The following is a 26,743-nucleotide window of genomic DNA, read 5'->3' on the forward strand; positions in this document are numbered from 1 at the left end:
TCGCGCTCGCCGGCCGGACGTGGATCGCTCACTCCGGCCGGACGTACCTTGCGCTCGCCGCGGCCGACGGAACACGGCCGCGGCGAGCGAGCGGGCTCAGGCCAGCTCGGCCAGCAGGTCGCCGCCCTCCACCTGCTGGATCCGGTTGATGGCGAGCCGGGACACCCGGCCGGCCTTCGGCGCCGTGATGGTCGCCTCCATCTTCATCGCCTCGATGGTGGCGATCGTGGCTCCGGCCGCCACCTCGTCGCCCTCGGTCACGGCCAGGGTCACCACGCCGGCGAAAGGTGCCGCGACATGGCCGGGGTCCGAGCGGTCGGCCTTCTCCGTCACCGGGATGTCGGAGGCCGCCGCCCGGTCACGTACCTGGATCGGGCGCAGCTGGCCGTTGAGGGTGGACATCACGGTACGCAGCCCGCGCTCGTCGGCCTCGCCGATCGCCTGCAGCTCGATGAGCAGCCGGACGCCGGGCTCCAGGTCGACGGCGTACTCCTTGGCCGGGCGCAGGCCGTAGAAGAACGCCTTGCTGTCCAGCACGCTGGTGTCGCCGAAGGACTGTCGCTGGGTCTCGAACTCGCGGGTCGGGCCGGGGAACAGCAGCCGGTTGAGGGTGGCCCGCCGGTCCTTGGCCAGCCCGTCACGGTCCTCGGCGGACAGCTCGGCGACGGGCTTGGCGGCGGCGCGGCCCTGGAGCGCCTTGGTACGGAAGGGCTCGGGCCAGCCACCGGGCGGGGTGCCCAGTTCACCGCGCAGGAAGCCGATGACCGAGTCGGGGATGTCGAACTTGTCGGGGGTCGCCTCGAAGTCGGCCGGGGCGACTCCGGCGCCGACCAGGTGCAGGGCGAGATCGCCGACCACCTTGGACGACGGCGTGACCTTGACCAGACGGCCGAGGATGCGGTCGGCCGCGGCGTACATCGCCTCGATGTCCTCGAAGCGGTCGCCGAGACCGAGGGCGACGGCCTGGGTGCGCAGGTTGGACAGCTGGCCACCGGGGATCTCGTGGTGGTAGACGCGGCCGGTCGGGGAGGCGAGGCCCGCCTCGAACGGGGCGTAGATCTTGCGGACGCTCTCCCAGTACGGCTCCAGGTCGCCGACGGCCTGCAGGTCGAGACCGGTGGGCCGCTCGGAGTGGTCGGTGGCGGCGACGATCGCCGACAGCGACGGCTGCGAGGTGGTACCGGCCATGGAGGCCACCGCGCCGTCGACCGCGTCCGCGCCCGCCTGGACCGCGGCCAGGTAGGTGGCGAGCTGGCCGCCGGCGGTGTCGTGCGTGTGCAGGTGCACCGGCAGGTCGAACTCCCGGCGCAGCGCGGAGACGAGCTTGGCCGCGGCCGGGGCGCGCAGCAGTCCGGCCATGTCCTTGATGGCGAGGACGTGGGCGCCGGCCTCGACGATCTGCTCCGCGAGGCGCAGGTAGTAGTCGAGGGTGTAGAGGCGCTCGGCGGGATCGTTGAGATCGGCGGTGTAGCAGAGGGCGACCTCGGCGACCGCGGTGCCGGTCTCGCGGACGGCCTCGATGGCGGGCCGCATCTGGCCGACGTCGTTGAGGGCGTCGAAGATGCGGAAGATGTCGATGCCGGTGGCGGCGGCCTCCTGTACGAAGGCGTCGGTGACCTCGGTCGGGTACGGGGTGTAGCCGACGGTGTTGCGGCCGCGCAGCAGCATCTGCAGGCAGATGTTGGGTACGGCCTCGCGCAGGGCGGCCAGCCGCTCCCAGGGGTCCTCGGCGAGGAAGCGCAGCGCCACGTCGTAGGTGGCGCCGCCCCAGCACTCGAGCGAGAGCAGCTGCGGCAGGGTGTGGGCGACCACCGGGGCGACGGCGAGGAGGTCCTTGGTACGCACGCGGGTGGCGAGCAGGGACTGGTGGGCGTCGCGGAAGGTGGTGTCGGTGACGCCGATCGTCGGGGACTGGCGCAGCCGGCGGGCGAAGCCCTCCGGGCCCAGTTCGACCAGCAGTTGACGCGAACCGGCGGGCGGCTCGCCCGCGCGCACCGCCGGCAGCTTGGTCAGCGGGTCGAGCACGTCGGGCCGCTCGCCGTGCGGCTTGTTCACCGTCACGTCGGCGAGGTAGGTGAGCAGCTTGGTGCCGCGGTCGGCGGAGGAGCGGGCGGTCAGCAGCTGGGGGCGCTGCTCGATGAACGACGTGGTGATCCGGCCCGCCTGGAAGTCCGGGTCGTCGAGGACCGCCTGCAGGAACGGGATGTTGGTGGCGACACCGCGGATGCGGAACTCGGCGACCGCGCGCCGGGCCCGGCCGATCGCGGCCTTGAAGTCCCGGCCCCGGCAGGTGAGCTTGACCAGCATCGAGTCGAAGTGGGCGCTGATCTCGGTACCCGCGTGGGTGGTGCCGCCGTCGAGCCGGATGCCGGAGCCGCCGGGCGAGCGGTAGGCGCTGATCCGGCCGGTGTCCGGGCGGAAGCCGTTGGCGGGGTCCTCGGTGGTGATACGGCACTGCAGGGCGGCGCCGCGCAGGGTGATGGTCTCCTGGGCGAGGCCGAGGTCGGCGAGGGTCTCGCCGCCCGCGATGCGCAGCTGGGCCTGGACCAGGTCGACGTCCGTGACCTCCTCGGTCACCGTGTGCTCGACCTGGATGCGCGGGTTCATCTCGATGAAGACGTGGTTGCCTTCGGGGTCGAGCAGGAACTCCACGGTGCCCGCGTTGCGGTAGCCGATCTCGCGGGCGAAGCGCACGGCGTCGGCGCAGATCCGGTCGCGCAGTTCGGGATCGAGATTGGGGGCCGGGGCCAGCTCGATGACCTTCTGGTGGCGGCGCTGCAACGAGCAGTCACGCTCGAACAGGTGGATCACGTTGCCCGCGCCGTCGGCGAGGATCTGCACCTCGATGTGGCGCGGGTCCACGACGGCCTTCTCCAGGAAGACGGTCGGGTCGCCGAACGCGGACGCGGCTTCGCGGGAGGCGGCCTCGATGGACTCGCGCAGCTGGGCCGGGTCCTCCACCCGGCGCATACCGCGCCCGCCGCCGCCCGCGACCGCCTTGACGAAGACGGGGAAGCCGATCTCCTCGGCGGCGCGGACCAGTTCGTCCACGTCGTTGGAGGGCTGGGACGAGCCGAGCACGGGCACGCCAGCCGCGCGGGCGGCGGCGACCGCGCGGGCCTTGTTGCCGGTCAGCTCCAGCGTCCGGGCGTCGGGGCCGACGAAGGTGATGCCCGCCTCCTCGCAGGCGCGGGCCAGTTCGGGGTTCTCGGACAGGAAGCCGTAGCCGGGGTAGACGGCGTCCGCCCCCGCCCGGCGGGCGGCGCCCACGATCTCCTCCACGGAGAGGTAGGCCCGTACCGGGTGCCCCGGCTCCCCGATCTCGTACGCCTCGTCGGCCTTGAGCCGGTGCAGCGAATTGCGGTCCTCGTGCGGGAACACGGCGACCGTGCGGGCGCCTAGTTCGTAACCCGCCCGGAACGCGCGGATCGCGATCTCTCCACGGTTGGCGACCAGCACCTTGCGGAACATCCTGGATTCCCTTCAGCTGCCTGCCGGCGACGAACACACTGGTGTCAGCCACGCCCTGCCCTGCCTCGCGGCCACCCTAGGGGGTGGCCGTACGGGTCGACGTGCGAAAACCATCACATCAACGGGGTGGGCGGCGCCACACAGGCGCGCCGGGCGGAGCGGGCCGGGCGCTCGGAGACGCCGTCGGGGCTCAGGTTCCGCAGTCGGCGGGCCCGTCGGCGCACGCCGCCGGGGCGGGGACCGTGCGCGGCTCGGCGGACGGCGCCGGGGCAGTGCCCATGGGCGCGGGAGCCGGGGCCGGGGCCGGCAGCAGGGGCCGTACGGCGGTGCGCAGCCGTCGTGTGCGGCCGTGCAGGAGCCCGAGGACGATCGCCGCTCCCACCGCGATGAGGTGCTCGCGCCCGGCCAGGTTGGGGACCGCGACGGACTCCCACACCATCGAGCCGCCGGTCAGCGCGAACACCACGGGGGCGCGCCGGACGACCGCGAGATAGGTGAACAGGCCCACCACGGCGGCCGAGGGCCCGGTGTCGAGCACATGCCCGCACTCGGACGGCAGTCCGAACCCCCACCAGCCGGGCCCCGCCGCGATCATCAGGCGGGCGGTGAGGGTGCCGGCCAGAGTGGTGACGTAGGCGATCACCAGGGTGCGGGCGCGGCCGAGGATCAGTTCGGCGAGCGCGAACGCGAGGAAGAGCTGGGTGATGCCGGCCCACACCGGCAGGTCGAGCGCGGGGACGTACAGCGACACGGGGGTACGCAGCAGGGACAGCCACAGCGGCAGGTCGGCCATGACGCCGCCGAGCCGCCGCACCCAGACGGCGCCGGTGGGGTGCTGGGCGATCCCGTGGAAGAAGATGACGCCGAACGCGGCGACGAACGCCAGCAGCAGCCCGGACAGCCCCCGCCGCGCGAGCCGCCGCACCGGATCGACGACGATGAGGTGGTACTCGGCTCGCAGCGTACGCCCGGTGAGCCGGCCGATTCGCGCGAGCGGGGACCCTAAGCGCGTAAGGCGCCCTTCAGCGCTCATGACCCACGGCAGCCCGTCGCCTGCGGTTCCCCCGTCACGTCCGTCGCCCCTCCCACCGGCCTGCCGGTCGGCACCCCTGACCGCGATCCCCGCCGCGGCGGCGAGCCCGGCGGGAGACAGTTCAGCGAGCCGGGAAGCGGGCGTCAAGATCCATTACGGGTGGGAATGCCCACAGCCGACATACAGCGGAGATCGGGCACCGAGAGGCAACCTTCTCCCCCTTCCGGCCGTCTTCCAGGACCGGCTTCCGGGCGCGGCCGGGAGGACACTCGGTCCCGCCCGTCCCACTCGCCCCGTTTGCGACCAACGCGCTTATTTGACCGTCCAGTTCATGGAACGGCCGCGGATCCGTTCTTTTTCGATCAAGAACTCTCGTATAGTGACCGCCAGTTCACGATCGAGCGTCACGTCTCACCATCCGACGCTCTTTCAGCAGACTGCCCCCCGCCCGTCTTTGCCGCGAGGACCAGACCGGACCGATGACCGCGCCCACCCACCCCGGAGACCGACCCTCCCCGCGTACGTTCGTCTCCGCGTTCGCCGTGACCGCAGTCCTGTCCGCGCTCGCGGTCTGCGCCGCCGTGCTCCTGGCACCGGACTCCGCGCGCACCGCGCTCGTTCGGGCCGGTGTCCCGGCGGCGATCGCCCTCAGCGCGGCGGTCGCCACCGCCGTACACGCACTGCGATCCGCACGCGGCACCCGGAGCCGGCTGGAGAGCGCCGGCCAGGAGATCGGACGGCTGCTGCATCAGCAAGTCCGTACGGCCGAGGACACGCGCCAGGAGCAGCAGCGGCTCATCGACCAGCTGGCCGAGCAGCGCGCCGAGCTCACGGAGTCGTTCACCACCGAACGCGACCGGCTGGCGGAGGAGAACGCGCGCGAGGCGGACCGGCTGGGCCGGGAGAACGCGCGTCTGGCGGGTGAGCTGGCGCGGGCCCGGCGGGAGCGGGACGCGGCGGTCTCCGCGACCTCCAACGCCGCGGCGCGGATGCAGGCCCTGGCCACGGCCACGCTCGCCGACCTGCGCACGATGGAGGACCGGCACGGCGACGAGGACGTCCTCGCCGATCTCCTCCATCTCGACCACCGCACCGCCCAGGCCGGCCGGCTCGCCGACTCCATCGCCGTGCTCACCGGGGCGCGTTCGGGACGCAGGTGGGCCCGGCCGATCGCCATGGAATCGATCCTGCGCGGCGCGATGGGCCGGATCGCCGGCTACCGCCGGGTGCGGGTGCACTCGGTCAGCGAGGCGGCCGTCTCCGGGCACGCCGCCGAGGGCGTGATGCACGCGCTCGCCGAACTCCTGGACAACGCCGCGAACTTCTCGCCGCCGACCGCAGAGGTCCACGTGTACGTGGAGGAGGTGCCGGCCGGGCTCATCGTCTCCGTGGAGGACAGCGGCCTGGTCATGGGTGAGGTGCAGCTGCGCCGCGCGGAACGCGCGGTCGCCGGGGACGTCACGGGGCTGGGCGGCCTGACCGGCACCCGGCTCGGCCTCGCCGTGGTCGGCCGGCTGGCCCGCAAGCACAACCTGACGGTGTCGTTCCGGCCGTCGGCGCGGGGCGGCACCGGCGTGCTGATGCTCATCCCGCAGGACATCCTCACCAGCGCCACGCCCGCCGAGCCGGTTGCCGAGGCCCCGGGCCCGGACCTGGTTCCGGGGCTGGTGCCGCATCCGCGCGCGGGCGCCGGCGCTGTCGCCGACACAGGCGCCGGCGCGGAGGAACCGGCACCGGCCGCTGCTCCGCACGCCGTCGCGGGACCGCGGGTCACCGAGTCCGCCGCGCCGGAACCGGGGCCGGCCGGGCTGCCCAAGCGGCGCCGGGGCCGCACTCTCGCCGATGCCGAACGGCACTCCCGTGCGCCTCGCGCCGGCGGCACGCCCCCGGCCTCGGGCGCCGATGGGGTCAAGGCCCGAACGGCCCGCTTCAGCAGCTTCCGCGAGGCCGTCCGCCCCCACACCCGGCCGACCGCTTCCGCCCCGGCCGGCACCGAGCGGGACTCGGCCACGGACACCCCGCAGCCGACACCACCCCAGAGCCACAGCACCAGCACCAGCGCTGCCCCGGCCGGCGCACCGCAGAGCCACGGCACCGGCACCCCGCAGCCGACACCACCCCACAGCCACACCGCCGACGCCCCCCAGGGCACGCCACCGCGCGGCCGTGGCGCCGGCGTTCCGCAGGGTGCCGCCGACACCGGCGAGCGCTCCCCCGCTTCCTCCTCCGATCCGCACGCGCACCCGGAAGGCGACACCACCTCATGACCGGCCCGACCACCGCCGACGACAAGCTCACCTGGCTCCTGGAGGGCCTGCTGGAGAGGACCCCGGGCACCCGGCACGCCCTCGTGCTCTCGCGCGACGGCCTGAAGCTGTGCCGTACCCCGGAGCTGAGCGTGGACCAGGCCGACCAGCTGGCGGCGATCGCGGCCGGCATCCAGTCGCTGTCGCACGGGGCGTCCGCGGAGTTCGGCGACGGCAGCGGCGGCGTGCGCTCGGCGATGACGGAGTTCTACGGCGGCGTGCTGTTCATCGTGGAGGCGGGCGCGGGCGCCCACCTGGCCGTCGTCACCGCCGAGGACGCCGACGCCGGTGTCGTGGGGCACAACATGAGCGAGCTGGTGGAGCAGCTCGGGGAGCACCTGACCGCTCCGCCGCGCGCCTCATGAGCCGTCCCGGGCCGAACCCTACCGGCGTAGGCCGTCCGGGCAGGGACGATGCCCCCGACCGTCTCTACACCATCACCCAGGGACGCAGCAGGACCGACCCGGACAACCCCTTCGACCTGGTCACCCTGGTGGTCGCCGAGTCCGAGCCGGTGGCCGGCATGCAGTCGGAGCACGTGGCCATCCTCGAGACGGCCCGGTTCCCCACCTCGGTGGTGGAGATCGCCGCCGAGCTGGGGCTGCCCGTGAGCATCGCCAAGGTGCTGCTGTGCGACCTGCTCGCGACGGGCCGCGTCAGTGCCCGCCATCCGCGCAGGCCGGCCGTAACCGACCCCGACATCCTGGAGCAGGTGCTCGTTGGACTCCGCAACCTCTGACGCCCGCACCCCGTTGGGTGCCTCCGCCGACAACGGTCTCAAGATCGTGGTCGTGGGCGGCTTCGGCGTCGGCAAGACCACCCTGGTCCGTTCCGTCAGCGAGATCCGTCCCCTCAACACGGAGGAGACGATGACCCGGGCCGGCGAGAAGGTCGACGACACCGGCCAGGTGCGCGGCAAGACCGCCACCACGGTCGCCTTCGACTTCGGCCGGATCACCCTGGACGCGCACAACGTGCTGTACCTGTTCGGCGCGCCGGGCCAGGAGCGGTTCTGGTTCCTGTGGGACCGGCTGTTCTCCGGCACGCTCGGCGCCGTCGTCCTGGTGGACACCCGCCGGATCGACGACTCCTGGTACGCCATCGACCGTCTGGAGCACCACGGCACGCCGTTCATCGTGGCCTGCAACGACTTCGGCGGACCGGTCCACGCCGGCGCGGACGTCCGTGAGGCCCTCGACCTGGACCCGCACGTGCCGCTGCTCGACTGCGACGCCCGCTCCCGCACCTCCGCCAAGCAGGTCCTGATCTCACTGGTCCAGCACGTGCAGGACCGGTACGCCGACCCGTCCGCGCGGGCGGGCCTGCCCCGACAGGAGTTCGTGTGACCACCTCCGACGCCGTCCCGCTCAGCGGCGCACGGTTCCAGACCGAACCCGCCCGTCTGTACCGGGAGATGCGACGCGACCACGGCGCCGTGGTACCGGTGCTGCTCGACGGTGACGTGCCGGCCTGGCTGGTGCTCGGCTACCGTGAACTGCACCAGGTCACCGGGGATCCCGTGCTCTTCAGCCGGGACTCCGGGCTGTGGAACCAGTGGGAGAACGTCCCCGCCGACTGGCCGCTGCTGCCCATGATCGGCCGCAGGCAGCCGTCGATCCTCTACACGGTCGGTGAACGGCACCGGCAGCGCGCCGCGATGGTCGGCGACGCGCTGGAAGCGGTGGACCCCTTCGAACTCCGGCGGCACGCGGAGCGGTTCGCGGACGAGTTGATCGACGCGTTGTGCACGGCGGGCGAAGCCGACCTGATCGCGCAGTACGCGATGCTGCTGCCGGTGCGGGTCCTGGCCCGGCTCTACGGCTTCGCGGACGAGGACGGCCCGGGGCTGGTCACCGCCCTCAACGACATGATCGACGGCCGGGAGCGGGCGCTGGCCGGACAGGCCCATCTGGCCTCGTCCATGGTGCAGTTGCTGGCCGACCGGCGGGAGGAGGCCGCCGAGGACGTGGTCTCCCGGATGCTCGCCGACGACAGCGGCTTCAGCGACGAGGAGATCACCCAGGACCTGATGGTGATGCTGGCGGCCGGGCACCAGCCGACCGCCGACTGGATCGGCAATTCACTCAGGCTGATGCTCACCGACGACCGGTTCGCCGCCTCGCTGTTCGGCGGGCGCCACAGCGTAGCCGAGGCGATGAACGAGGTGCTGTGGGAGGACACGCCCACGCAGAACGTGGCGGGCCGCTGGGCCGCCCGGGACACCCACCTCGGCGGCCGCCGCGTCCGCTCCGGTGATCTGCTGCTGCTCGGGCTGCAGGGCGCCAACTCCGATCCGCAGGTGCGCACCGACGCCTCCGCGTTGACCGGCGGCAACAACGCGCACTTCTCCTTCGGTCACGGCGAGCACCGCTGCCCGTTCCCCGCGCAGGAGATCGCCGAGGTGATCGCGCGGACCGGCATCGAGGTCGTCCTGGACCGGCTGCCCGACATCGACCTGGCGGTGCCCGCCGGGTCGCTCGGCCGCCGGCCCTCGCCCTGGCTGCGGGGGCTCACCGCGCTGCCCGTGCGGTTCACGCCCGTACCCGTCCTCTGATCCCGCGTCGCCTCGGCCGGCCCGCGTCGCGCCGGGGGCCCGGGGGGCGCCGTCCCCCGGACGCGCGCCGTACTCCGACCCCTGCCCTGGGAGGCACGTCACGATGACGACCGGTACCGAAGCATCCCGGATCGCCCTCGACCCCTTCGTCACCGACCTGGACGGCGAGAGCGCGGCGCTGCGCGCGGCCGGCCCGCTCGCCGCCGTCGAACTGCCGGGCGGTGTCCCGGTGTGGGCCGTCACCCACCACGCGGAGGCCAGGGCGCTGCTCACCGACCCGCGCCTGGTGAAGGACATCGAGGTGTGGGGCGCCTGGCGGCGCGGCGAGATACCCGCGGACTGGCCGCTGATCGGTCTGGCCAATCCGGGCCGCTCCATGCTCACCGTGGACGGCGCCGACCACCGCAGGCTGCGCACGCTGGTCGCGCAGGCGCTCACCCCGCGCCGGGTGGAGCGGATGCGCGAGCGGATCGAGAAACTCACCCAGGACCTGCTGGACGCCCTGCCGACCGATGCGGAGAGCGTCGACCTGAAGGCGACTTTCGCCTACCCCCTGCCCATGTACGTCATCGCCGACCTCATGGGCATCGAGGAGGCGCGGCTGCCCCGGCTGAAGGTGCTGTTCGAGAGGTTCTTCTCCACGCAGACACCGCCGGAGGAGGTCATCGCGACCCTCACCGAGCTGGCGCAGATCATGGGCGAGACGGTGGCGGCCAAGCGGGCCACGCCCGGGGACGACCTGACCAGCGCGCTGATCCTCGCCTCGGAGGGCGGCGACCGGCTCACCGACGCGGAGATCGTCTCCACGCTCCAGCTGATGGTGGCCGCGGGCCACGAGACGACGATCTCGCTGATCGTCAACGCCGTCGTCAACCTCTCCGCCCACCCCGAGCAGCGCGCGCTGGTGCTCTCCGGCGCGGCGGACTGGTCGGCGGTCGTCGAGGAGACCCTGCGCTTCTCCACGCCCACCTCACACGTCCTGATCCGGTTCGCGACCGAGGACGTGCCGGTCGGCGACAAGGTGATCCCGGCCGGGGACGCGCTGATCGTGTCGTACGGCGCCATCGGCCGGGACGAGAACGCGCACGGGCCGAGCGCCGGGGAGTTCGACATCACCCGCGGGACGAAGAGCCGTCACATCTCCTTCGGTCACGGCCCGCACGTGTGCCCGGGTGCCGCCCTGTCCCGGCTGGAGGCGGGGGTCGCGCTGCCCGCCCTGTACGCCCGCTTCCCCGCCCTGGACCTGGCGGTACCCGCGAGCGAGCTGCGCAACAAGCCGGTGGTCACCCAGAACGACCTGTTCGAACTGCCGGTGCGGCTGAACCCGTAGGCCGGTGCACAGCCCGCCTTGACTTGGAGCGCGCTTCAACTCGTAGCGTCGCGGACAGCGCACAGGCCACCGCGCCCGGCGTCCCCCACGGGATGCCGGGTGCCGGATTCCGTCGCTAGATGGAAGAAGGCCCCCGCGCCCCGGAGAACGACGAACGAGCATGCATGAAAGGACCCCCCATGCAGAAGCGCAGTCTGCGGGACCTCCAGGTATCGGCCATCGGCCTCGGATGCATGGGGATGTCCGCCTTCTACGGCTCCGCCGACCAGGAGGAGGGCATCGCCACCATCCGGCGGGCCCTGGAGCTGGGGATCGACTTCCTCGACACCGCGCAGGTCTACGGCCCGCTCACCAACGAGTCGCTCGTCGGTGAGGCGATACGCGGGCATCGCGACGAGTATGTGATCGCCACGAAGTTCAACTACCGGATGGACGACGCCGTACCCGGCGACATGAGCACGGTCGGCCGGCAGGACGGTTCGGCCGCGCACGTGCGCAGCTCGGTCCACGGCTCGCTGGAGCGGCTCGGCACCGACCACATCGACCTGTACTACCAGCACCGGGTGGATCCGGACGTGCCCATCGAGGAGACGGTGGGCGCGCTGGGCGAGCTGGTGGCCGAGGGCAAGGTGCGTCACATCGGGCTGAGCGAGGCCGGCGCTGAGACCATCCGGCGCGCGAACGCCGTCCACCCCATCACCGCCGTGCAGAGCGAGTACTCGCTGTGGACGCGGGACGTGGAGGCCGAGGTGCTGCCCGCCTGCCGGGAGCTCGGCATCGGCTTCGTGCCGTACTCGCCGCTCGGCCGCGGCTTCCTGGCGGGCCGCTTCAGCTCCCCCGAGGAGCTGGACGACAACGACTTCCGCCGCAGCAACCCGCGCTTCACGGACACCAACCTGGAGGCGAACCTGCGGCTGGCGGCGAAGGTCAAGGAGATCGCCGCCGAGAAGGACGTGACCCCGGCCCAGCTGGCCATCGCCTGGGTGCTGGCGCAGGGCGAGGACCTGGTGCCGATCCCGGGCACCAAGCGCCGCACCTACCTGGAGCAGAACGCCGGCTCGGTCGGCATCGAGCTGACCGGTGAGGACCTGGCCCGGATCGACGCCGAGCTGCCCAAGGCGTCGGGTGAGCGGTACGACGAGGCGGGCATGCGGGCGGTCGATCGCTAGCCGCCCCGCCCGGCGCACCGAGGAGGGCACCGAGCGCCGGGGCGGGCGAAGCCCTTCGGGGGACGAGGCCGGCGCCGGTGGCGGGCGGGGAGGTCGGGCGCTCCGTGGGGGACGGCGGCGAGCGACGGTGCAGCGGCCGCGGGTCACCGTCTTACGCCCTGAAGGCGGGAGCCGGGCGTACCGTCGTACGCCCGGCCGCCGCCTTCTGCGTGCCGACATCACCACAAGGTCCGGCCCGGCACCCAGCGCGAGGATGCCGCAGGCCGCCGCGAGGGTGGCCGGCGGTGCGGTGCCCGGGCTTCGCCGGGGCCCCAGCGCGCCGCCCCGACGGCGCACGCGGCCGTCGCCACGGTGATCAGCGGCAGGAAGCCGGCGGCTGCCGCAGCCGCAGGGCGCTGCGCGCGGTGCCCGGTTCGCCACCGGTGTACACGCGGCGGCCGTCGATCGCTCCAAAGCGTGAGCGGCGGGCCGGCGCCCGGGTCCGTCCCGTGTGATTCGTCGCGCATCACCCGTCTGCTTCGGCGGGGCCGTCCGGGGTGCCGTGGCTCTCCGGGTGGCCAGGTCCGGCGCCCGGCAGACGGGCTCCTGTGAGGAAGCCCACGCGGGGGTCCAAGTGACCTGGCCCCAGGGTCGATTGAGCGTTCGGGCGGGCGTGGCGCCGGGGGTGACGGCGGCGGCTCACCGACCCCGTCTGCCACCATGGTCGACGCCCTGACCGAGCGGCCCGGCCATGCGACGCAGCCGGCCCGAGGGATTCCGCCGGTCCGTCTCCGCCTCGTCTGCCGAGTACCCCCCTGTGCCTGCTGCCGCTCCCGACCTGTCCGCGCCCGTGTCCCGTACCGCCACCGCCTCCCGTTCGCCGTGGCGGTCCCTGCGCCACCGCGGGATGCGCTGGTGGTCGGCCGCGAACTTCGTGTCGAACGCCGGCACCTGGATGCAGCTCACGGTGCAGAACCTGCTGGTGCTGCACATCACGGGCTCGGCCGCGGCGACCGGTCTGTCGATGTCCGTACAGGCGGCGCCCGCGCTGTTCGTGAGCCTGCTGGGTGGCGCGGCCGTGGACCGCTGGCCCCGGAAGCCGACCGTCGCCGTCAGCCAGGCCCTGCTCGGTGCGGTGGCGTTCACCACCGCGCTGCTCGTGGCGCTGGACCGGATCGACATGACGGCGCTGCTGGTGCTGGCCGCCGTGACCGGGGTCGTCGCCACCGTCGACGGACCGGCGTGCGCGCTGCTCGGCAACGATCTCGTGCCCGTCGAGGACGTGCCGTCGGCGATCGGCGTCGGCTCGCTCGTGCACAGCGCGGGCCGGCTGGCCGGCACGGCCCTGGCCGGCGTGGCCGTCGGCTTCCTCGGCACGTCGGCCGCGTACGCCGCCAACGGGCTGTCGTTCCTGTTCGTCGCCTCGGTCGTGCCGTTCCTGCGGCCCGCTCCCGCTACCGGCCGGGAGCGGGTGGCGGAGGCGGGGGCCGGCGCGTCGGGTGCGGAGATGACCGTGCGGGAGGGGCTGGCGTTCTTCGCGCGCCGCCCCCGTCTGGTCGCGCTCGCGGGCATCACGGGGATCAGTTCCGTCTTCGGCCGCAACTACGGCCTCACGCTCGCCGTGCTGGTCACCGGCCCGCTCGCGGGCGGTGCCGGGGCGTTCGGCACGGTCTCCACGGTGCTGGCCGCCGGCGGCATCCTCGGCGCGGTACTCGGCGCCCGGCTGCGCAGGCCGTCGGTACGGACCGTGGGTCTGCTCGCGGCGGCCGGCGCGCTGCTCCAGGTCGTGGCCGGACTGTCGCCGTCGCTGGCCGTCCTGCTGGTGCTGGTGCTGCCCATGGCCGTCGTGGAGTCCGTCTCCGACACCGCGGGCACGTCCGTGCTGCAGACCGATCCGCCCGCTCACCTGCGGGGCCGCGTGCTCGGGGTGTGGAACAGCATCGGCACGGTGTGGGGTCTGGGCGGGCCGCCGCTGCTGGGGCTGCTGATGGAGTGTGCCGGGGCGCGCGGCGCCCTGGTCGCCGGCGGGCTGCTCATCGCCGGCTCGATCGGCGCGGGCCTGCTGGTGCGCCGGCGCGGTGTCCCGGTGCGGGTGAGGCTGACCGCGAGGGGCGGCGACGTCACCGGCCGGGAGGCACTGGGCACGGCGGCCTGACACGCTGGGCCGCTACCCCGGCCCCCGGGTGGGCGGCCCCGGGCTCGCAGCCGCCCTCACGCGTCCCCGGTGGGCAGGTGGTACACGTGGAACGCCTGGCCGATCACCGGCTGGGCGACGTTGCGGACGCGGACGCCTCCGCTGGTCATGCCGTGTTCGGTGCCGGCGTGGGCGTGGCCGTGCACGGCGAGGTCCGCTCCGCCGGTGTCGATGGCCTCCGCCAGGAGATAGCTGCCGAGGAACGGATAGATCTCCGGCGGCTCCCCGGCCAGCGTGTCCGGCACGGGTGAGAAGTGGGTCAGCGCGATCCGCACGTCGCAGTTCCGCTCGCCCAGTTCCTTCAGGGCGGCGTGCAGACCGTCGGCGCACCGGCGGGTGTAGCGGACGAACTCCTTCATGAGCGGCTCGCCGAACTCCCCGGCGCAGCGGCCGACGAACCCGCCGCCGAATCCCTTGGTCCCGGCCACCCCTATGCGTGCCCCGTCGCAGGTGACGACGGCCGCCTGGCCTTCCAGGACGTGCGCGCCCGCGTCCCGGAGGATCGCGGTGACCTCCTCGGGCCGTTCGTCGTGGTGGTCGTGGTTGCCCAGGACGGCGACGACCGGCACCGCGAGGTCCTTGATCTCGCGGGCGACGACCGCGGCCTCCTCCGGTGTGCCGTGGCGGGTGAGGTCGCCGGCGAGCAGCAGAATGTCGGCGCAGTCCGGCAGCGTCTCGAAGGAGGGGCGCAGCGTTCCCTGGCTCTCAGGGCCCATGTGGATGTCCCCGACCGCCGCGATGCGGATCATGTCAGGTCCTCCCCGTGGTCGGGCGAGGAGGTCCCGGCGACGAGGAGGTCGCAGTGGACCGGGTGGCCCACCAGTTCCTCGCGGACCGTGCGCAGGATGTCGTCCCGGCACTGGGTGCTCGGCACGGTCCCGGTGAGCAGGACGGCGTCGCCGTGCGGTTCCAGCCGTACGCCGAGCTCGCCCAGGTGTCCCGAGGCCAGGCGCTCGGCGAGATGGGCGACGCGGTAGTCCAGGTTCCCCGCCACCGACGGTGTCGGCGGGCTTGCGTCGGTCATGGCTGCTCCTGCCGGGGGTCGATCACGTTCAGCCGTTCGAGGAGGAAGAGGAAGGCGGCCGGCATGGGCTGGTCGCTGCAGGCCGCCCGCACGGCGTCCCAGTCGACCTTCTCGCGGACCGCGCGGGCCACCGGCAGCACCGACCCGAAGTCGCAGTAGTGCTCCGAGAAGGCGCTGATCAGGCTGCGGATGAGGTCGGTCGGGGACAGCACCGGCATGATCACGGAGTCGACCGGCAGGAACTGCGCCCGGTCGAGCATGTCCTGGGTGACGGGCTGGTGCGCGAGGGCGAAGATGATGTCGATGTTCTGCCCGTGGCAGGTGGTCTTCAGCAGCCAGTCCTCCGGCGGCGTCCGGACGGCGAGCCCCGCCTCGCGCAGTGAGCCGGCCACCGCCTCGGCGTCCTCCTGCAGGATGCAGAAGTCGGCGTCGTGCTGGAGGTAGCGGCTGCCGCCGTGCGCGTAGACGGCCACGCTCCCGGCCAGGGCGAAGGGGTGACCCGCTCGCTTCAGGAGGGCGCCGATCTGCTTGGTGGCCTCCAGGATCGCCTGGCTGCGGTCCTGGGGCAGGTCCGGCGGGTCCGGCGCCGGGCCGTCCTGCTGGCCGACTCCGTCCGTGGCCAGGTGTAGTCCGCCGGTCTCCGGCCGCCGGGCACGCGTGGCGTCCTCCCTGTCCTGCGTCATGGCCTCTCCATTCACGGCACCCTCCATCCCGGGTTCGGCCCCGGGGGAGCTACGGGTACCCGGAGTGTCCGCGGCGACACGGATCACCACGAAAGGGTTCGCCGCGCGTCAGTCCTCCACGATCAGTGCCGGGGTGCCGGCGGTGAGGACCTGTCCACGGAAGAACTCAGGGCTGCGGCGCCGCATCACCAGCATGATCACCCCGCCGACGAGCAGCAGCCCGATGCCGATCACGAAGACGGAGCCGACCCCGAGGACCGCGGAACCGCTGCCGTAGGCCGGGTTCCACATGTCGTGGAGCGTCTTGCCGAACACGCCGGTGAGCAGCAGGCCGCCGAGGACCGGGAAGAGGCCCTTGAAGAGGGCGTCGCGGGCGGAGCGGGTGAGGTCGCGGCGGAAGTACCAGGCGCAGGCGAAGGCGGTCAGCGCGTAGTAGAAGCAGATCATCAGGCCGAGGGCGTAGATGGTGTCGACCAGGACGTGCTCGCTCAGCAGCGACATCACGGCGTAGAAGACTCCGGTGGCGACGCCCGCGGTGACCGTGGCCCGGCCGGGTGTGCGGAACCGCTCGTGGACGCGGGAGTAGGAGGCGGGCAGGGCCCGGTACGCCGACATGGCGAGGACCGTGCGGGCGACCGGGATGAAGGTGGTCTGGAGGCTGGCGGCGGCCGAGGCGAGGACGGCGACGAAGAGCAGGATGCCGAGGGCGTGGCCCATCACGGGACCGGCCAAGGCGGCGAAGACGTTGTCGGAGGTGTCCGGGTTGGCCAGGCCCAGCCCGGACGTGCCGGAGCCGACGGCCGTCTGGGCCGCGACGGCGGTGGTCAGGTACGAGCCGACCAGGACGACCATGGCGATCAGAGCGGCCCGGCCGGGCGTCTTCTCGCTGCCGACGGTCTCCTCGTTGGCGGTCAGGCAGGTGTCCCAGCCCCAGTACATGAAGATCGACAGGGAGAGTCCGGCACTGAAGGAGGCGAAGGACTTCACCGCGAAGGGGTTCAGCCAGGACCAGGAGAAGTCGGCGTGACCGGCGAAGCTGCCGGTGTGCGCCTTGTGCAGGGCCAGGGCGATGAAGAGGGCGAGCACCACGAGCTGGAGTCCCACCAGCGCGTACTGCACGCCCTTCGTCGTCGTCATGCCGCGGTAGCTGATCGCGGTGGCGGCCGCGATCAGCGCCAGACAGGTGAGGATGTGGACGGCCTTGTTGCCGTCGAGGTCCGCGACCGTGCCGTTGCCGGTGATCTCGCCGGCCAGCAGCCAGAAGTAGGACGTGGCGACCCCGGCCAGGTTGGACAGCACGATCACGGTGGCGATGACCAGGCCCCAGCCGCACATCCAGCCGACGTGCGGCCCGAAGGCCTTCACGGTCCAGGTGAAGGAGGTGCCGCAGTCGGGGACGGCCTTGTTCAGCTCGCGGTAGGCGAAGGCGACCAGCAGCATCGGCAGGAATCCGGCGAGGAAGACGGCGGGCATGTGCAGGCCGGCCTCGCCCGCGGTGGAGCCGAGCGTGGACGTGAGGCAGTAGACCGGAGCCACGGTGGAGACGCCGATGACGGCACTGCCGAGCAGGCCGATGGAATTCCCGCCGAGGCCCTTGCCGCGTACTCCGTCACCGGGTTCCGTGTCGTCGGCCCGCGGCCGCACCGCCGTCTGTGTCATGACACAGGACGCTAAACGCTGCGAATTCGGTTGAAGGATGCATACGACATCTATCGAGAGCCTTTATTTCACAGGCGTTGAACGCAATGCAGCCACTGATTGCACGGGGACCGACGTTACTTGGGCGCTGAATTGAAGGCAAAGTGACGAGAGCTTGCGGTCACCGGAACCGAAGAGGCGCCTGGAATGCCCGATTCCATTTCTTCCCGTGTGACGTGCGTCGCGTCCGGTGGCTCCCACGGGCGGCGAGTGGCCGCCGGACCGGGCCGGGAGCACGCTGGTACTCATGAGATCCCCCAGGGTCGCGGGCGAGCGGCCGTGGCAGTCGGCGCACGCGCTGCTGCTGCTTCCGATCACGCTCATCGCGGTCATCACGGTGGTGGACGTGCAGGCGCCGACCGACGTACACCTCGGACCGACCCTGGTGATCGCGCCCGCGATCACACCGTCCTTCGCCGGCCCGCTGACCACGGCGGCCATCGGAGCGCTGGCGACGGGCGCGCAGATCCTCATCGGCGCCACCCACGGCGGGATCGCCACCACGAACCACGTCGTGCAGATCATCACCCTCTTCGTGCTCTCGGTCCTCTGCGTCCTGTACAGCGCGCTGCGCAAGCGCCGGCAGGCCCAGCTGGCCCAGGTCCGCACGGTCGCCGAGGCCGCGCAGCACGTCCTGATGTGGCCGCTGCCCGAGCACATCGGCCCGCTGCGCATCGCCTCCCTCTATCTGGCCGCCGAGGACGAGGCGCAGATCGGCGGCGACCTGTACGCGGCGACCCGCGGCGAGGGCGCCGTGCGCGTCCTGATCGGGGACGTACGCGGCAAGGGACTGCCCGCCATCGGCGAGGCCGCTCTGCTGCTGAGCGCCTTCCGGGAGAGCGCCCACCGGAACATCCCCCTGGCGGAACTGGCGGGCACGCTGGACCAGAGCGTCAGCCGCTACGCGGCGGACCTGGAACCACCGGAGGAGGCGGGCGAGCGCTTCGCCACCGCGCTGGTGGTGGAGATCCCGGACCGTGACCCGGTCACCCGGATGACGAGCTGCGGTCATCCCCCGCCCCTGTTGCTGAGCCCGGGCCACGTCGTCACGGTGCCGAGCCTGCATCCGTCACCGCCGCTCGGCGTGCACGCGGGGGCCGAGCACACCCTGGACGTGTTCTCCTTCGAGCCCGGCGACACGCTGCTGCTGTACACGGACGGTGTCGTGGAGGCCCGGGACGCCCGCGGCCGGTTCTACCCGCTCGCCGACCGGGTGGCGCGCTGGACCGAGGACAGCCCCGAGGCGCTCATGCACCACCTGCGACGCGACCTGCTGGCCCACGCCGGCGGCCGGCTGGACGACGACGCCGCGCTGATCGCGCTGCACCGCACGCCCGTCGACCGGCGCCGCCACCACGGCCGCGGCGCCACCGTCGGCACTCTCCGGCACGGCCCCGACACGCAGGCCGGGCAGCGGACCGGCTGACTCCCCCCGCAGGCGGCGCGCGGTCTCCCCCGAGGCCCGAGCGGCCGCGCGTACGTGCGGCTCTCCCTGCACCAGGTCAAGTTCACGAGGTGGCCCGCCACCGACCACCCCGACCAGGTGCGGCAGCTGACGGCCGACCGCTCGCCGCCCCGGCCCCGGCGCTACCACCCCGCGCCGCCGTCACCGACGCCGCGGCAGGTGTGAGCCCCGCCCCGAATGGGGCGGGGCGGGGCCCACGCCCGGTGCCCCCGGTCAGCCGGCCGGCTTCAGGTCGGTGATCTTCAGGGTCTTCAGGTCGGACTGTACGTCGATCCGGCTGACCTGTGCGTCCGGTCCGTCGCCCCAGGTGAGCGTGACCCGGCTGGTGGCGTGGCCCATGCCGGAGCCGGTGTAGGCCACCGTCCACTTCACGGGCACGTTCTGCGCGAACAGGATGCCGTCGGCGTGCTCCTTGTTCTCATATGCGGCGACCTTCTTCCGGGCGGCGGCGGAGAGGTAGAAGCCGCGCAGGGCCTTGGCGCTCGCCGCGGCGGTGGAGTCGTCGGCGGCCCAGACGGCGTCGGTGTAGGCGCCGTAGAAGTCGGCCACGTGCTGGGTGACGTTGCGCGGATCGCCCTGGGCGGACGACACGGCGGCGGCGCGGGGGGTGTGGCCGGCGGAGGCCCCCGCGAGGGCGGGCGTGACGGCGGCCAGGGAGAGGCCGGCGGTCAGGGCCGCGGCGGTCACAAGGGTCTTGCGGTGACGGACGGACATCTGTCTCATTCCCCCGGGTTCTTCGCGACCGGGCTGATCCCGGCCTTCGACGGACCTTAAGACCCCATTTCCCGCGGACCGGTTCCGCTTCTCTTCTTTTTCTTCCCCGGGAATGTGCGGCACATGAAATTCGGAAAAGGTTGCGCCGGATTCCGGACGAGCTGCCTCTCCCTTCCGGTCATTCCGGTTCGGGCGGCCGCCGGCCCTCGGCCAGCCGGGCGAGGTTGTCCAGGGCCGTGCGGGTGCCCAGTTCGTTGTCCCGCCGGGGGATCGCGTCGGGGACGCCGTCGTGCCGGATCTCCACGTCCGTGCCGCCGTCGGCCGCGGTGAGCGTCGTCGTCAGGGTCATGGTGGAGCGCAGGACGTCGTCGCCGGTCTCGAAGGCGAGCACCTCGACGACCAGCTCGCCGGGCACCAGCCGGGCGAAGTGGCCCCGGTAGGTGTCGTCGCGTCCGCCCGACTTGCCGGCCCCGCCCGGGTCGTCGTAGGTGAGGGAGACCCGGAACGTGCCGCCCTCGCGGGCGTCGAACGTGTGCACGCGGGCGGTCATGCCGGCCGGCGCACGCCAGGCCGCGACCGCTTCGGGGTCGGTCAGCAGCCGGTAGACGGCCTGCGGGGACGCCTGTACGTGCCGGACCGCACGGGTGGTGTACACGGGGCTCACGGTATCGGCCGGGCCCGCCCGGTGCGTCGTACGGCAGGGGCGGGGCCGGGGTCCGGGAGGTGGGTGCGGACCCCGGCCCCGGGTCTGTCAGGGCTTGCGGGCGACAGCGCCGTACATGGCGATGTCCGCGTCGCGGATGCCCTTCTCGCCGGTGCCGTCGGGGTGCCACTTGTGCACCTGGACGATTCCCGGTCCGGCCAGTTCCAGGCCCTCGAAGAACTCGTGGGCCTCGTCGATGGTGCGCAGCCGCATCGGCATGTTGCGGGCCGCGTACTCGCGGGCGACCCGCCCGACCTCCTCGGGGGCGAACTCGGCGGTGCCGATGGACATGGCCAGATAGCTGCCCGAGGGCAGCGGCTCCAGCAGCCGGCGCACGACGCCGACCGCGTCGTCCTCGTCGAGCATGAAGTGGACGATGGCGATGACCGTGAGCGCGACCGGCCGGCTCAGATCCAGGGTCTCGCGCAGCTCGGGTGCGTCCAGGATGGCGGCCGGATCACGGAAGTCCGCCTCGATGTAGGAGGTGCGGCCTTCGGGGGCGCTGGCGAGCAGGCCCTGCGAGAGGGTGAGCACGATCGGGTCGTTGTCGACGTAGACGACCCGGGAGCCGGGCGCCACGGCCTGGGCGATCTCGTGCAGGTTCGGCGAGGTCGGGATGCCGGTGCCGACGTCCAGGAACTGGCGTACGCCCGCCTCCTCGGCGAGCCAGCGCACGGCGCGGTTCATGAAGTCGCGGTTGGCCCGCATGTGGACCGGGAGGGCGGGCCACTCCCGGGCCATGGCGTCACCCGCCTCCTGGTCGGCGGGGTAGTAGTCCTTGCCGCCCAGGATGTAGTCGTAGATGCGGGCGGAGTGTGCGTTCTCGGTGTCGATACGGTCGGCCGGCCATCCGTTGTCGGGCAACGCCGTGTCTCCCATTCACGTCGAGGTGGACTTGCGCAACGAGGTGTCGGTGTCGGGGGGGGGGGTCGCTCACCACTCCTTGCGGATCTCGCCGAGCAGGGTCTCCGTCCTGCGGGCGGGCGCGGCCTGGGCGCCCACCCGGTCGAGGGCCTCGCGGTACACCACGACGTCCTCGGTCTTGTCGAGGTAGACGGCTCCGACCAGGCCGTTGAGGTAGACGATGTCGGGCAGTTCGGGGGCCCGGAACCGGAAGAGGTGGAAGGCACCGGCCCGCATCGCGGGGTGCGGGCCGTTGGCGAACGGCATGAGCTGCACGGTCACCTGGGGCAGCCGGTTGATCTCGATGAGCCGGTCGATCTGCGCACGCATCACCTGGGGGCCGCCGACCGGCCATCGCAGCACGGTCTCGTCCATCACCACCCACAGCCGCGGCGGCGTCTTCCTGGCCAGCAGCTTCTGGCGGCGCATGCGCAGCGCGACCCGGCGTTCGGTGGCCTCGGCTGAGGCGTGCGGATTGGCCGCGGCGAGCAGGGCGCGCGCGTACTCCTCGGTCTGCAGCAGGCCGTGCACGAACTGGTTGTCGTACACGCGGATCTGTGACGCCGCCTGTTCCAGACTGAGGTAGGCGGCGAACCAGTCGGGCATGACATCGCGGTAGGTGTGCCACCAGCCGCGCTTGTTGGCCTCGCGTACGGACTGCAGGAAGGTGTCGATCTCCTGCTGGTCGGTGACGCCGTAGACCTGGAGCAGTTTCTCGGCGTCCGTGAGGCGCAGCCGGGCGACCTTGGCGGCCTCCATGCGGCGGATCGTGGAGTGGCTCACGCCGATGGCGGCGCCCGCCTCGGCGTACCCCAGACCTGCCCGGGTCCGCAGTTCCTCCAGCTGCCGGCCGAGGATCATGCGCAGGACGGCGGGGGCGCCGCCCCAGTCGGTCTCCGCGGTCACGCCCCACCCCCTCAGCGATTCTCGGACCGGCCTCACGAACGGTCCCTTGCCGTCGGCCATTCGATCACGTTCCGGCGGAAGCAGCATGCACCTGATTACTTGCAAATTTCAACTTGCAGGTTGCGGGGTGTTGTTGGCAGGTGCCACAGTGGGGGCACCGCTCCGGCCGGTCCAAGGAGCGGACGGCGCGACCGGGTTGGGCAGACCGGTCCGCACCAGAGCCTCGTGGGGGCGGTCCGCCGTCTGCCCGGCGAGCGGCCGGCCGATCGACACCCCCCACGCACGAGGCCGGACGAAAGGCGCACGGCGATGGCTCCGCCCCCTCTCCCCCGACCGCTCCACCCACCGGCCGAGGGCCGAAGAGCACACCGATCACCCTCGGGAGAAGCCCTCGTCCGCCTGCCCGCGGTGTCCCGCCCACCCCGGCGCCCGGACACCGCAGCCCCCCGGCTCCCCGGCGCCACGGCCCGCCACCACCGGACCGCGCCCACCGCACCCCGTCCCCACGGGATCACGCACACCAGGCCCCGTCCCCACGAGGCCGCGCACACCGGTCCCCGTCCCCACCGGACCACGGGCGCCACGGACCACTCCCCCCGGGCCGTGGGCGCCTCGGACCACTCCCCCCGGGCCATGGGCGCCTCGGTCCGGGGCCGCCCGGCGGCGGACCCCGCCGGGCGGTCGTACCCGTGGCCGGTCACGGCCGGCGTGCGCAGACCACCCGGAGGCGAGCGCCTCGGTCGACTCCCCGGGCCCCACGGCCCCGACCGGCTCGCCTCCGGGACCCCGCTGCCCGCTCCCGCCGGCGCCCTCCGCCCCTGAGGCCGAGGCCTGGACGGCGGCTCCGCACTCCAGGCCGCGGTCCCCGGCCGCCCCCGTCCGGTGCGCTCACGGGCCCCTCCGGGCCGGCCACCGCGCCACAGGCCGGGCCGGACGCCTCCGACCACCGGCCGCCCCACCCGGGTCGTCCGGGCCGAGCCGCTCAGCGACCGTCCTCGGCACCGCCGTCCCACGGACCATCCCCCACCACGTCCGAAGGATTCCCATGCACCGCACCGTCTTCAGCCCCACCCCGGCCGCCGATCCGTCCTGGACCCGCACCCGGCCCAAGCCCGGTTCGCAGGAGCAGGCCGCCCGAATCGCCCCCCACGCCCCCCAGGGGCACGACGCCGGGCCCGTCACCCGCTAGATTCACCGCTGGTGCGGGCCGTCCGCATCCGTCGGCGGCCGCCTCCTCCCACGGGCCACGGGTCCGCCGCGCGAGCCGTTCCGTCGGGGCTGCGAGGGCTGCATGGTCTGGTCGCTCATCCGCCGGCGCCGCGCCGCGCCCGGCCTGCCCGCGCCCGGGCGGTGCGCGTCGGACCGGCACGTCCTCGCCACGCAACGGCTGCTGCTGTTCACACCGCGCACCCGGCTCGACGTGGCGGCGGCACTCGCCGCCTGCGCGGACGCCGAGGCGCAACGCTGGCTGGGCACCCAGGCCGACCGGGTGCTGCCCGATCCGGGGGTCCGGAGGGCCTTGTTGCGCCGGCGGCCCGCCGGTGACGACGGCCGCCGGGTCCCGCGGCAGCTGGCCGAGCCGTTCGTGCCCGGGGCCGGCGACCCGATGATCCTGGTCTGCGTGCGCAGGTCCGACGTCAGCTACGCCGGAGCACTCGAACTGGAGCCGGGGTCAGGCGAGATGGGCGGCTGGCTGGCGCCCGCCTGCCGGGGCCAGGGGCTGGGTGCGGAGCTGTTCCGTGCCGGGCTCACGCTCGCTCACACCCACGTCGGGCTGGCAACGGTCCGGGCGGCCGCCGAGCCCGGGAACGCCGCGAGCCGCCGGGCCCTGGCGCGTGCGGGTTTCGTCCCGGACGCGGGACCGCGCCGGCACACCCTGCCCGACGGCAGGGTGGTCGACGCGGTCTGGCACCGGCACGACACCACGGCGGTCTCTCGCTGCCGCTGATCCCGCACGGCGGCGAGCGTGCCTCCCCGCGGGCCTGCGGGCCCGCGCGGACGGGACGCTCGTCGTGCGCCGGCCGCTGCGTCCGGCCGGCTCAGCGGACGTCTTGGCCGGGCTTCGGTCACACGGTCCGGGCGAGCCGGTCGGCGAGCAGCTTGGCGAAGCGGGCCGGGTCGGCCAGGTCGCCGCCCTCCGCGAGCAGGGCGGTGCCGTACAGCAGCTCGGCCGTCTCGGTCAGGCCCGGGGGCGCGGCATCCGGGACCGTGGCACTCCGCTCGTGCGCCGCCCTGAGGCCGCTGACCAGCGGGTGCTCCGGGTTCAGCTCCAGGATGCGCTTGACCGGCGGGACCTCCTGGCCCATCGCCCGGTACATCCTCTCCAGCGCCGGCGTGAGCCCGTCGGCGTCGCTGACCAGGCAGGCCGGGGAGCTGGTCAGCCGGGTCGTCAGCCGTACGGCCTTCACGTCCTCGAGCGTCTCGTCGAGCCAGGCCAGCAGCGGCGCGTACGACCCGGACTCCTCCTCCGACAGTTCCGCGTCGGCGGGCAGGTCGACCGCACCGCGCGCCACGGACCGGAACTCGTGGCCGTCGTACTCCCGCACCGCCTCGACCCAGATCTCGTCCACCGGGTCGGTGAGCAGCAGCACCTCGTACTCCTTGGCCCGGAACGCCTCCATGTGGGGGGAGTTCTCGACCTGGGCACGGCTCTCGCCGGTCATGAAGTAGATCTTGTCCTGGCCGTCCTTCATCCGGGCGACGTAGTCGGCCAGGGTGGTGGGCTCGTCGCCGGCGCTGGAGGCGAAGGACGCGACGTCGAGGATCGCCTTGTGGTCCTCGTTGCCGTCGAGCAGGCCCTCCTTGACCGCGGAGCCGAACTCGCGCCAGAACGTGCGGTACTTCTCGGCGTCGTTCCGCATCAGGTCCTTGATGGTGGACAGGACCTTCTTCGCCAGGCGGCGGCGGATCAGCTGGATGTGCCGGTCCTGCTGGAGGATCTCGCGGGAGATGTTCAGCGACAGGTCGGCCGCGTCCACGACGCCCTTGACGAAACGCAGGTGGGGCGGCAGGAGTTCGCGGCTGTCGTCCATGATGAACACGCGCTTGACGTAGAGCTGGATGCCGTGGCGGGCGTCCCGCTGGAAGAGGTCGTGCGGGGCACGTGCCGGGAGGAAGAGCAGCGCCTCGTACTCGAAGGTGCCCTCCGCCCTCATCTGGATGATCTCGAGCGGCTCCGACCAGTCATGGCTGATGTGCCGGTAGAACTCCCGGTACTCCTCGTCCTTGACGTCGGACCGGGGCCGGGCCCACAGCGCCTTCATCGAGTTGAGGGTGTCGTCCCCCATCCGGATGGGGAACGAGATGAAGTCCGAGTACCGCTTGACGATCTCCCGGATCTTCCATTCCTCCGCGTAGTCGTGGAGTGCGTCCTCCTCGTCCGCGGGGCGCAGGTGGAGGGTGACCGACGTGCCCTCGGGCAGGTCGTCGACGGTCTCGATCGTGTAGGTGCCGTCGCCGTCCGACTCCCAGCGCACGCCGGTCTCCTCGCCGGCCTTGCGCGTGAGCAGGGCGACCCGGTCGGCGACCATGAAGACGGAGTAGAAGCCGACGCCGAACTGACCGATCAGTTCGGCCGATTCCTTGCTCTCCCGCAGCCTGCGCAGCGTCTCGGCCGTACCGGACCTGGCGATGGTGCCGATGAGGCCCACCACGTCGTCGCGGGACATGCCGATGCCGTTGTCCCGCACGGTCAGCGTGCGGGCCTCCGTGTCGACCTCGATGCCGATGTGCAGGTCGTCGGCCTTGAGGCCGTCGTCCGTCAGTCCGACGAGGCGCCGCTTGTCGAGGGCGTCGGAGGCGTTAGAGATCAGCTCACGCAGGAAGATGTCCTTGTTCGAGTAGATCGAGTGGACCATCAGCTGCAGGAGTTGCCGTGCCTCGGCCTGGAACTCCAGCGTCTCGGTGCTCATTGCTTCCCTTCTGGTCAGACCGTGTGTGAGCGCATGTCGTCGAAATCTGGCACATCGGCAACTGCGCGCACAAGCGCTCCCGGTGTGGGCGGTCACCGCGGGGCCGCCTTCCGGGCATATGCCGCGAAACATCGCATCTAAGGGGGCACCGGGGCCGTGGCTCTCAGCCGTCGGTCATGAGCCCCGCCGCGACCGTGGCGCCCAGCTCCCAGCACGCCTCGGTGCCGGGTTTGCCGGGATCACCGGTGACGGTCACCGGCTCGGCCGCGCGGCGCCAGCCGAGCCCGGTGGTGATGGCCTCGATGGCCCGGACGGCTCCGGTGACGTCGTTGCCGCCGTGGACGTAGTAGCCGAACGGGCGGCCCCGCGTCTCGTCCAGACAGGGGTAGTAGATCTGGTCGAGGAAATGCTTCAGCGCACCGGACATGTAACCGAGGTTCGCGGGGGTGCCGAGCAGATAACCGTCGGCTTCCAGGACGTCGGAGGCGGTGGCGGACAGCGCCGCCCGCCGTACGACACGGACGCCCTCGATCTCCGGTGCCGTGGCGCCGGACACGACGGCCTCGAACAGGGCCTGGCAGTGCGGCGAGGGGGTGTGATGGACGATCAGCAGAGTAGGCACGTGCCGCACCCTGCCGTGCGGCGGGCGTCTGCCGCAAACGACGGCGCGGTTGGCGCGGGCGGCGCGGTTGGCGCGGGC

23 protein-coding genes are annotated in these 26,743 nt (G+C 72.9%); 11 read left to right on the forward strand and 12 right to left on the reverse strand.

Annotated features, from left to right (window positions below):
- Window positions 1–96: 96 nt before the first annotated feature.
- Together ACGFT2_RS08460 and ACGFT2_RS08465 are read right to left on the reverse strand one after the other, a co-directional pair.
- Entirely contained in the window at window positions 97–3,471 is a 3,375-nt protein-coding gene (locus ACGFT2_RS08460) for a pyruvate carboxylase (RefSeq protein ID WP_393274798.1), read from the reverse strand.
- Window positions 3,472–3,661: 190 nt separating this feature from the next.
- Window positions 3,662–4,504, reverse strand: coding sequence for a hypothetical protein (locus ACGFT2_RS08465; protein WP_393274800.1), 843 nt, complete (start codon window positions 4,502–4,504; stop codon window positions 3,662–3,664).
- A gap of 479 nt (window positions 4,505–4,983) precedes the next feature.
- Between ACGFT2_RS08465 and ACGFT2_RS08470 the strand changes: the two genes are divergently transcribed.
- The 8 genes from ACGFT2_RS08470 (at window position 4,984) to ACGFT2_RS08505 (ending at window position 13,997) form a co-directional block, all read left to right on the forward strand.
- Window positions 4,984–6,771: an ATP-binding protein gene (locus ACGFT2_RS08470; RefSeq protein WP_393274802.1), complete on the forward strand. Its 1,788-nt coding sequence runs from the start codon at window positions 4,984–4,986 to the stop codon at window positions 6,769–6,771.
- Window positions 6,768–7,175, forward strand: coding sequence for a roadblock/LC7 domain-containing protein (locus ACGFT2_RS08475; RefSeq protein ID WP_393274804.1), 408 nt, complete (start codon window positions 6,768–6,770; stop codon window positions 7,173–7,175). Before ACGFT2_RS08470 ends, ACGFT2_RS08475 begins: the two co-directional genes overlap by 4 nt.
- A complete protein-coding gene (locus ACGFT2_RS08480; protein WP_393274806.1) occupies window positions 7,172–7,549 on the forward strand; it encodes a DUF742 domain-containing protein in 378 nt (125 codons plus the stop codon). Before ACGFT2_RS08475 ends, ACGFT2_RS08480 begins: the two co-directional genes overlap by 4 nt.
- Window positions 7,530–8,156, forward strand: a complete 627-nt coding sequence (locus tag ACGFT2_RS08485; RefSeq protein WP_393274808.1) for an ATP/GTP-binding protein — start codon at window positions 7,530–7,532, stop codon at window positions 8,154–8,156. Before ACGFT2_RS08480 ends, ACGFT2_RS08485 begins: the two co-directional genes overlap by 20 nt.
- Window positions 8,153–9,364: a cytochrome P450 gene (locus ACGFT2_RS08490; RefSeq protein ID WP_393274810.1), complete on the forward strand. Its 1,212-nt coding sequence runs from the start codon at window positions 8,153–8,155 to the stop codon at window positions 9,362–9,364. Before ACGFT2_RS08485 ends, ACGFT2_RS08490 begins: the two co-directional genes overlap by 4 nt.
- A gap of 103 nt (window positions 9,365–9,467) precedes the next feature.
- On the forward strand, window positions 9,468–10,694 hold the full coding sequence (locus ACGFT2_RS08495; protein ID WP_393274812.1) for a cytochrome P450: 1,227 nt from the start codon (window positions 9,468–9,470) through the stop codon (window positions 10,692–10,694).
- Between the two features lie 179 nt (window positions 10,695–10,873).
- On the forward strand, window positions 10,874–11,863 hold the full coding sequence (locus ACGFT2_RS08500) for an aldo/keto reductase (protein ID WP_393274814.1): 990 nt from the start codon (window positions 10,874–10,876) through the stop codon (window positions 11,861–11,863).
- An 886-nt stretch (window positions 11,864–12,749) separates the two neighbouring features.
- A complete protein-coding gene (locus ACGFT2_RS08505; protein ID WP_393274956.1) occupies window positions 12,750–13,997 on the forward strand; it encodes an MFS transporter in 1,248 nt (415 codons plus the stop codon).
- Window positions 13,998–14,053: 56 nt separating this feature from the next.
- Here the strand turns inward: ACGFT2_RS08505 and ACGFT2_RS08510 are convergent, their stop codons facing one another.
- From ACGFT2_RS08510 to ACGFT2_RS08525, 4 genes are all read right to left on the reverse strand, one after another.
- Entirely contained in the window at window positions 14,054–14,785 is a 732-nt protein-coding gene (locus tag ACGFT2_RS08510; RefSeq protein WP_393274816.1) for a metallophosphoesterase, read from the reverse strand.
- Window positions 14,782–15,060: a hypothetical protein gene (locus ACGFT2_RS08515; RefSeq protein ID WP_393274818.1), complete on the reverse strand. Its 279-nt coding sequence runs from the start codon at window positions 15,058–15,060 to the stop codon at window positions 14,782–14,784. The genes ACGFT2_RS08510 and ACGFT2_RS08515 overlap by 4 nt, the downstream gene beginning before the upstream one ends.
- Window positions 15,057–15,743 carry a hypothetical protein gene (locus ACGFT2_RS08520; protein WP_393274819.1) on the reverse strand — a complete coding sequence of 229 codons (687 nt, stop codon included), beginning with the start codon at window positions 15,741–15,743 and terminating at the stop codon, window positions 15,057–15,059. The genes ACGFT2_RS08515 and ACGFT2_RS08520 overlap by 4 nt, the downstream gene beginning before the upstream one ends.
- A gap of 108 nt (window positions 15,744–15,851) precedes the next feature.
- Window positions 15,852–17,402 (reverse strand): APC family permease, encoded by a 1,551-nt coding sequence (locus ACGFT2_RS08525; protein ID WP_393274820.1) that lies wholly within the window; start codon window positions 17,400–17,402, stop codon window positions 15,852–15,854.
- 286 nt (window positions 17,403–17,688) lie between these two features.
- Here ACGFT2_RS08525 and ACGFT2_RS08530 point away from each other — a divergent pair, with 286 nt between their 5' ends.
- Complete coding sequence (locus ACGFT2_RS08530) at window positions 17,689–18,867, forward strand: PP2C family protein-serine/threonine phosphatase (protein WP_393274822.1); 1,179 nt, start codon at window positions 17,689–17,691, stop codon at window positions 18,865–18,867.
- A gap of 252 nt (window positions 18,868–19,119) precedes the next feature.
- On the opposite strand, the gene ACGFT2_RS08535 is transcribed toward ACGFT2_RS08530, so the two are convergent.
- From ACGFT2_RS08535 to ACGFT2_RS08550, 4 genes are all read right to left on the reverse strand, one after another.
- On the reverse strand, window positions 19,120–19,620 hold the full coding sequence (locus ACGFT2_RS08535) for a hypothetical protein (protein WP_393274824.1): 501 nt from the start codon (window positions 19,618–19,620) through the stop codon (window positions 19,120–19,122).
- A gap of 178 nt (window positions 19,621–19,798) precedes the next feature.
- A complete protein-coding gene (locus tag ACGFT2_RS08540; RefSeq protein ID WP_393274826.1) occupies window positions 19,799–20,275 on the reverse strand; it encodes an SRPBCC domain-containing protein in 477 nt (158 codons plus the stop codon).
- A gap of 96 nt (window positions 20,276–20,371) precedes the next feature.
- Window positions 20,372–21,187, reverse strand: a complete 816-nt coding sequence (locus ACGFT2_RS08545; RefSeq protein ID WP_393274828.1) for an SAM-dependent methyltransferase — start codon at window positions 21,185–21,187, stop codon at window positions 20,372–20,374.
- 69 nt (window positions 21,188–21,256) lie between these two features.
- Entirely contained in the window at window positions 21,257–22,132 is an 876-nt protein-coding gene (locus tag ACGFT2_RS08550; RefSeq protein WP_393274829.1) for a helix-turn-helix domain-containing protein, read from the reverse strand.
- A gap of 1,045 nt (window positions 22,133–23,177) precedes the next feature.
- Here ACGFT2_RS08550 and ACGFT2_RS08555 point away from each other — a divergent pair.
- Together ACGFT2_RS08555 and ACGFT2_RS08560 are read left to right on the forward strand one after the other, a co-directional pair.
- Complete coding sequence (locus tag ACGFT2_RS08555) at window positions 23,178–23,321, forward strand: hypothetical protein (protein WP_393274831.1); 144 nt, start codon at window positions 23,178–23,180, stop codon at window positions 23,319–23,321.
- A gap of 102 nt (window positions 23,322–23,423) precedes the next feature.
- Window positions 23,424–24,080: a GNAT family N-acetyltransferase gene (locus ACGFT2_RS08560; RefSeq protein ID WP_393274832.1), complete on the forward strand. Its 657-nt coding sequence runs from the start codon at window positions 23,424–23,426 to the stop codon at window positions 24,078–24,080.
- Between the two features lie 118 nt (window positions 24,081–24,198).
- Here ACGFT2_RS08560 and htpG read toward each other — a convergent pair whose 3' ends face one another.
- Entirely contained in the window at window positions 24,199–26,043 is a 1,845-nt protein-coding gene (gene htpG / locus ACGFT2_RS08565) for a molecular chaperone HtpG (protein ID WP_393274834.1), read from the reverse strand.
- 163 nt (window positions 26,044–26,206) lie between these two features.
- Window positions 26,207–26,665: a flavodoxin family protein gene (locus ACGFT2_RS08570; RefSeq protein WP_393274836.1), complete on the reverse strand. Its 459-nt coding sequence runs from the start codon at window positions 26,663–26,665 to the stop codon at window positions 26,207–26,209.
- Window positions 26,666–26,743 lie beyond the last annotated feature (78 nt).

The organism is Streptomyces sp. NPDC048514 (genome assembly GCF_043199955.1).
GTDB lineage: Bacteria > Actinomycetota > Actinomycetes > Streptomycetales > Streptomycetaceae > Streptomyces.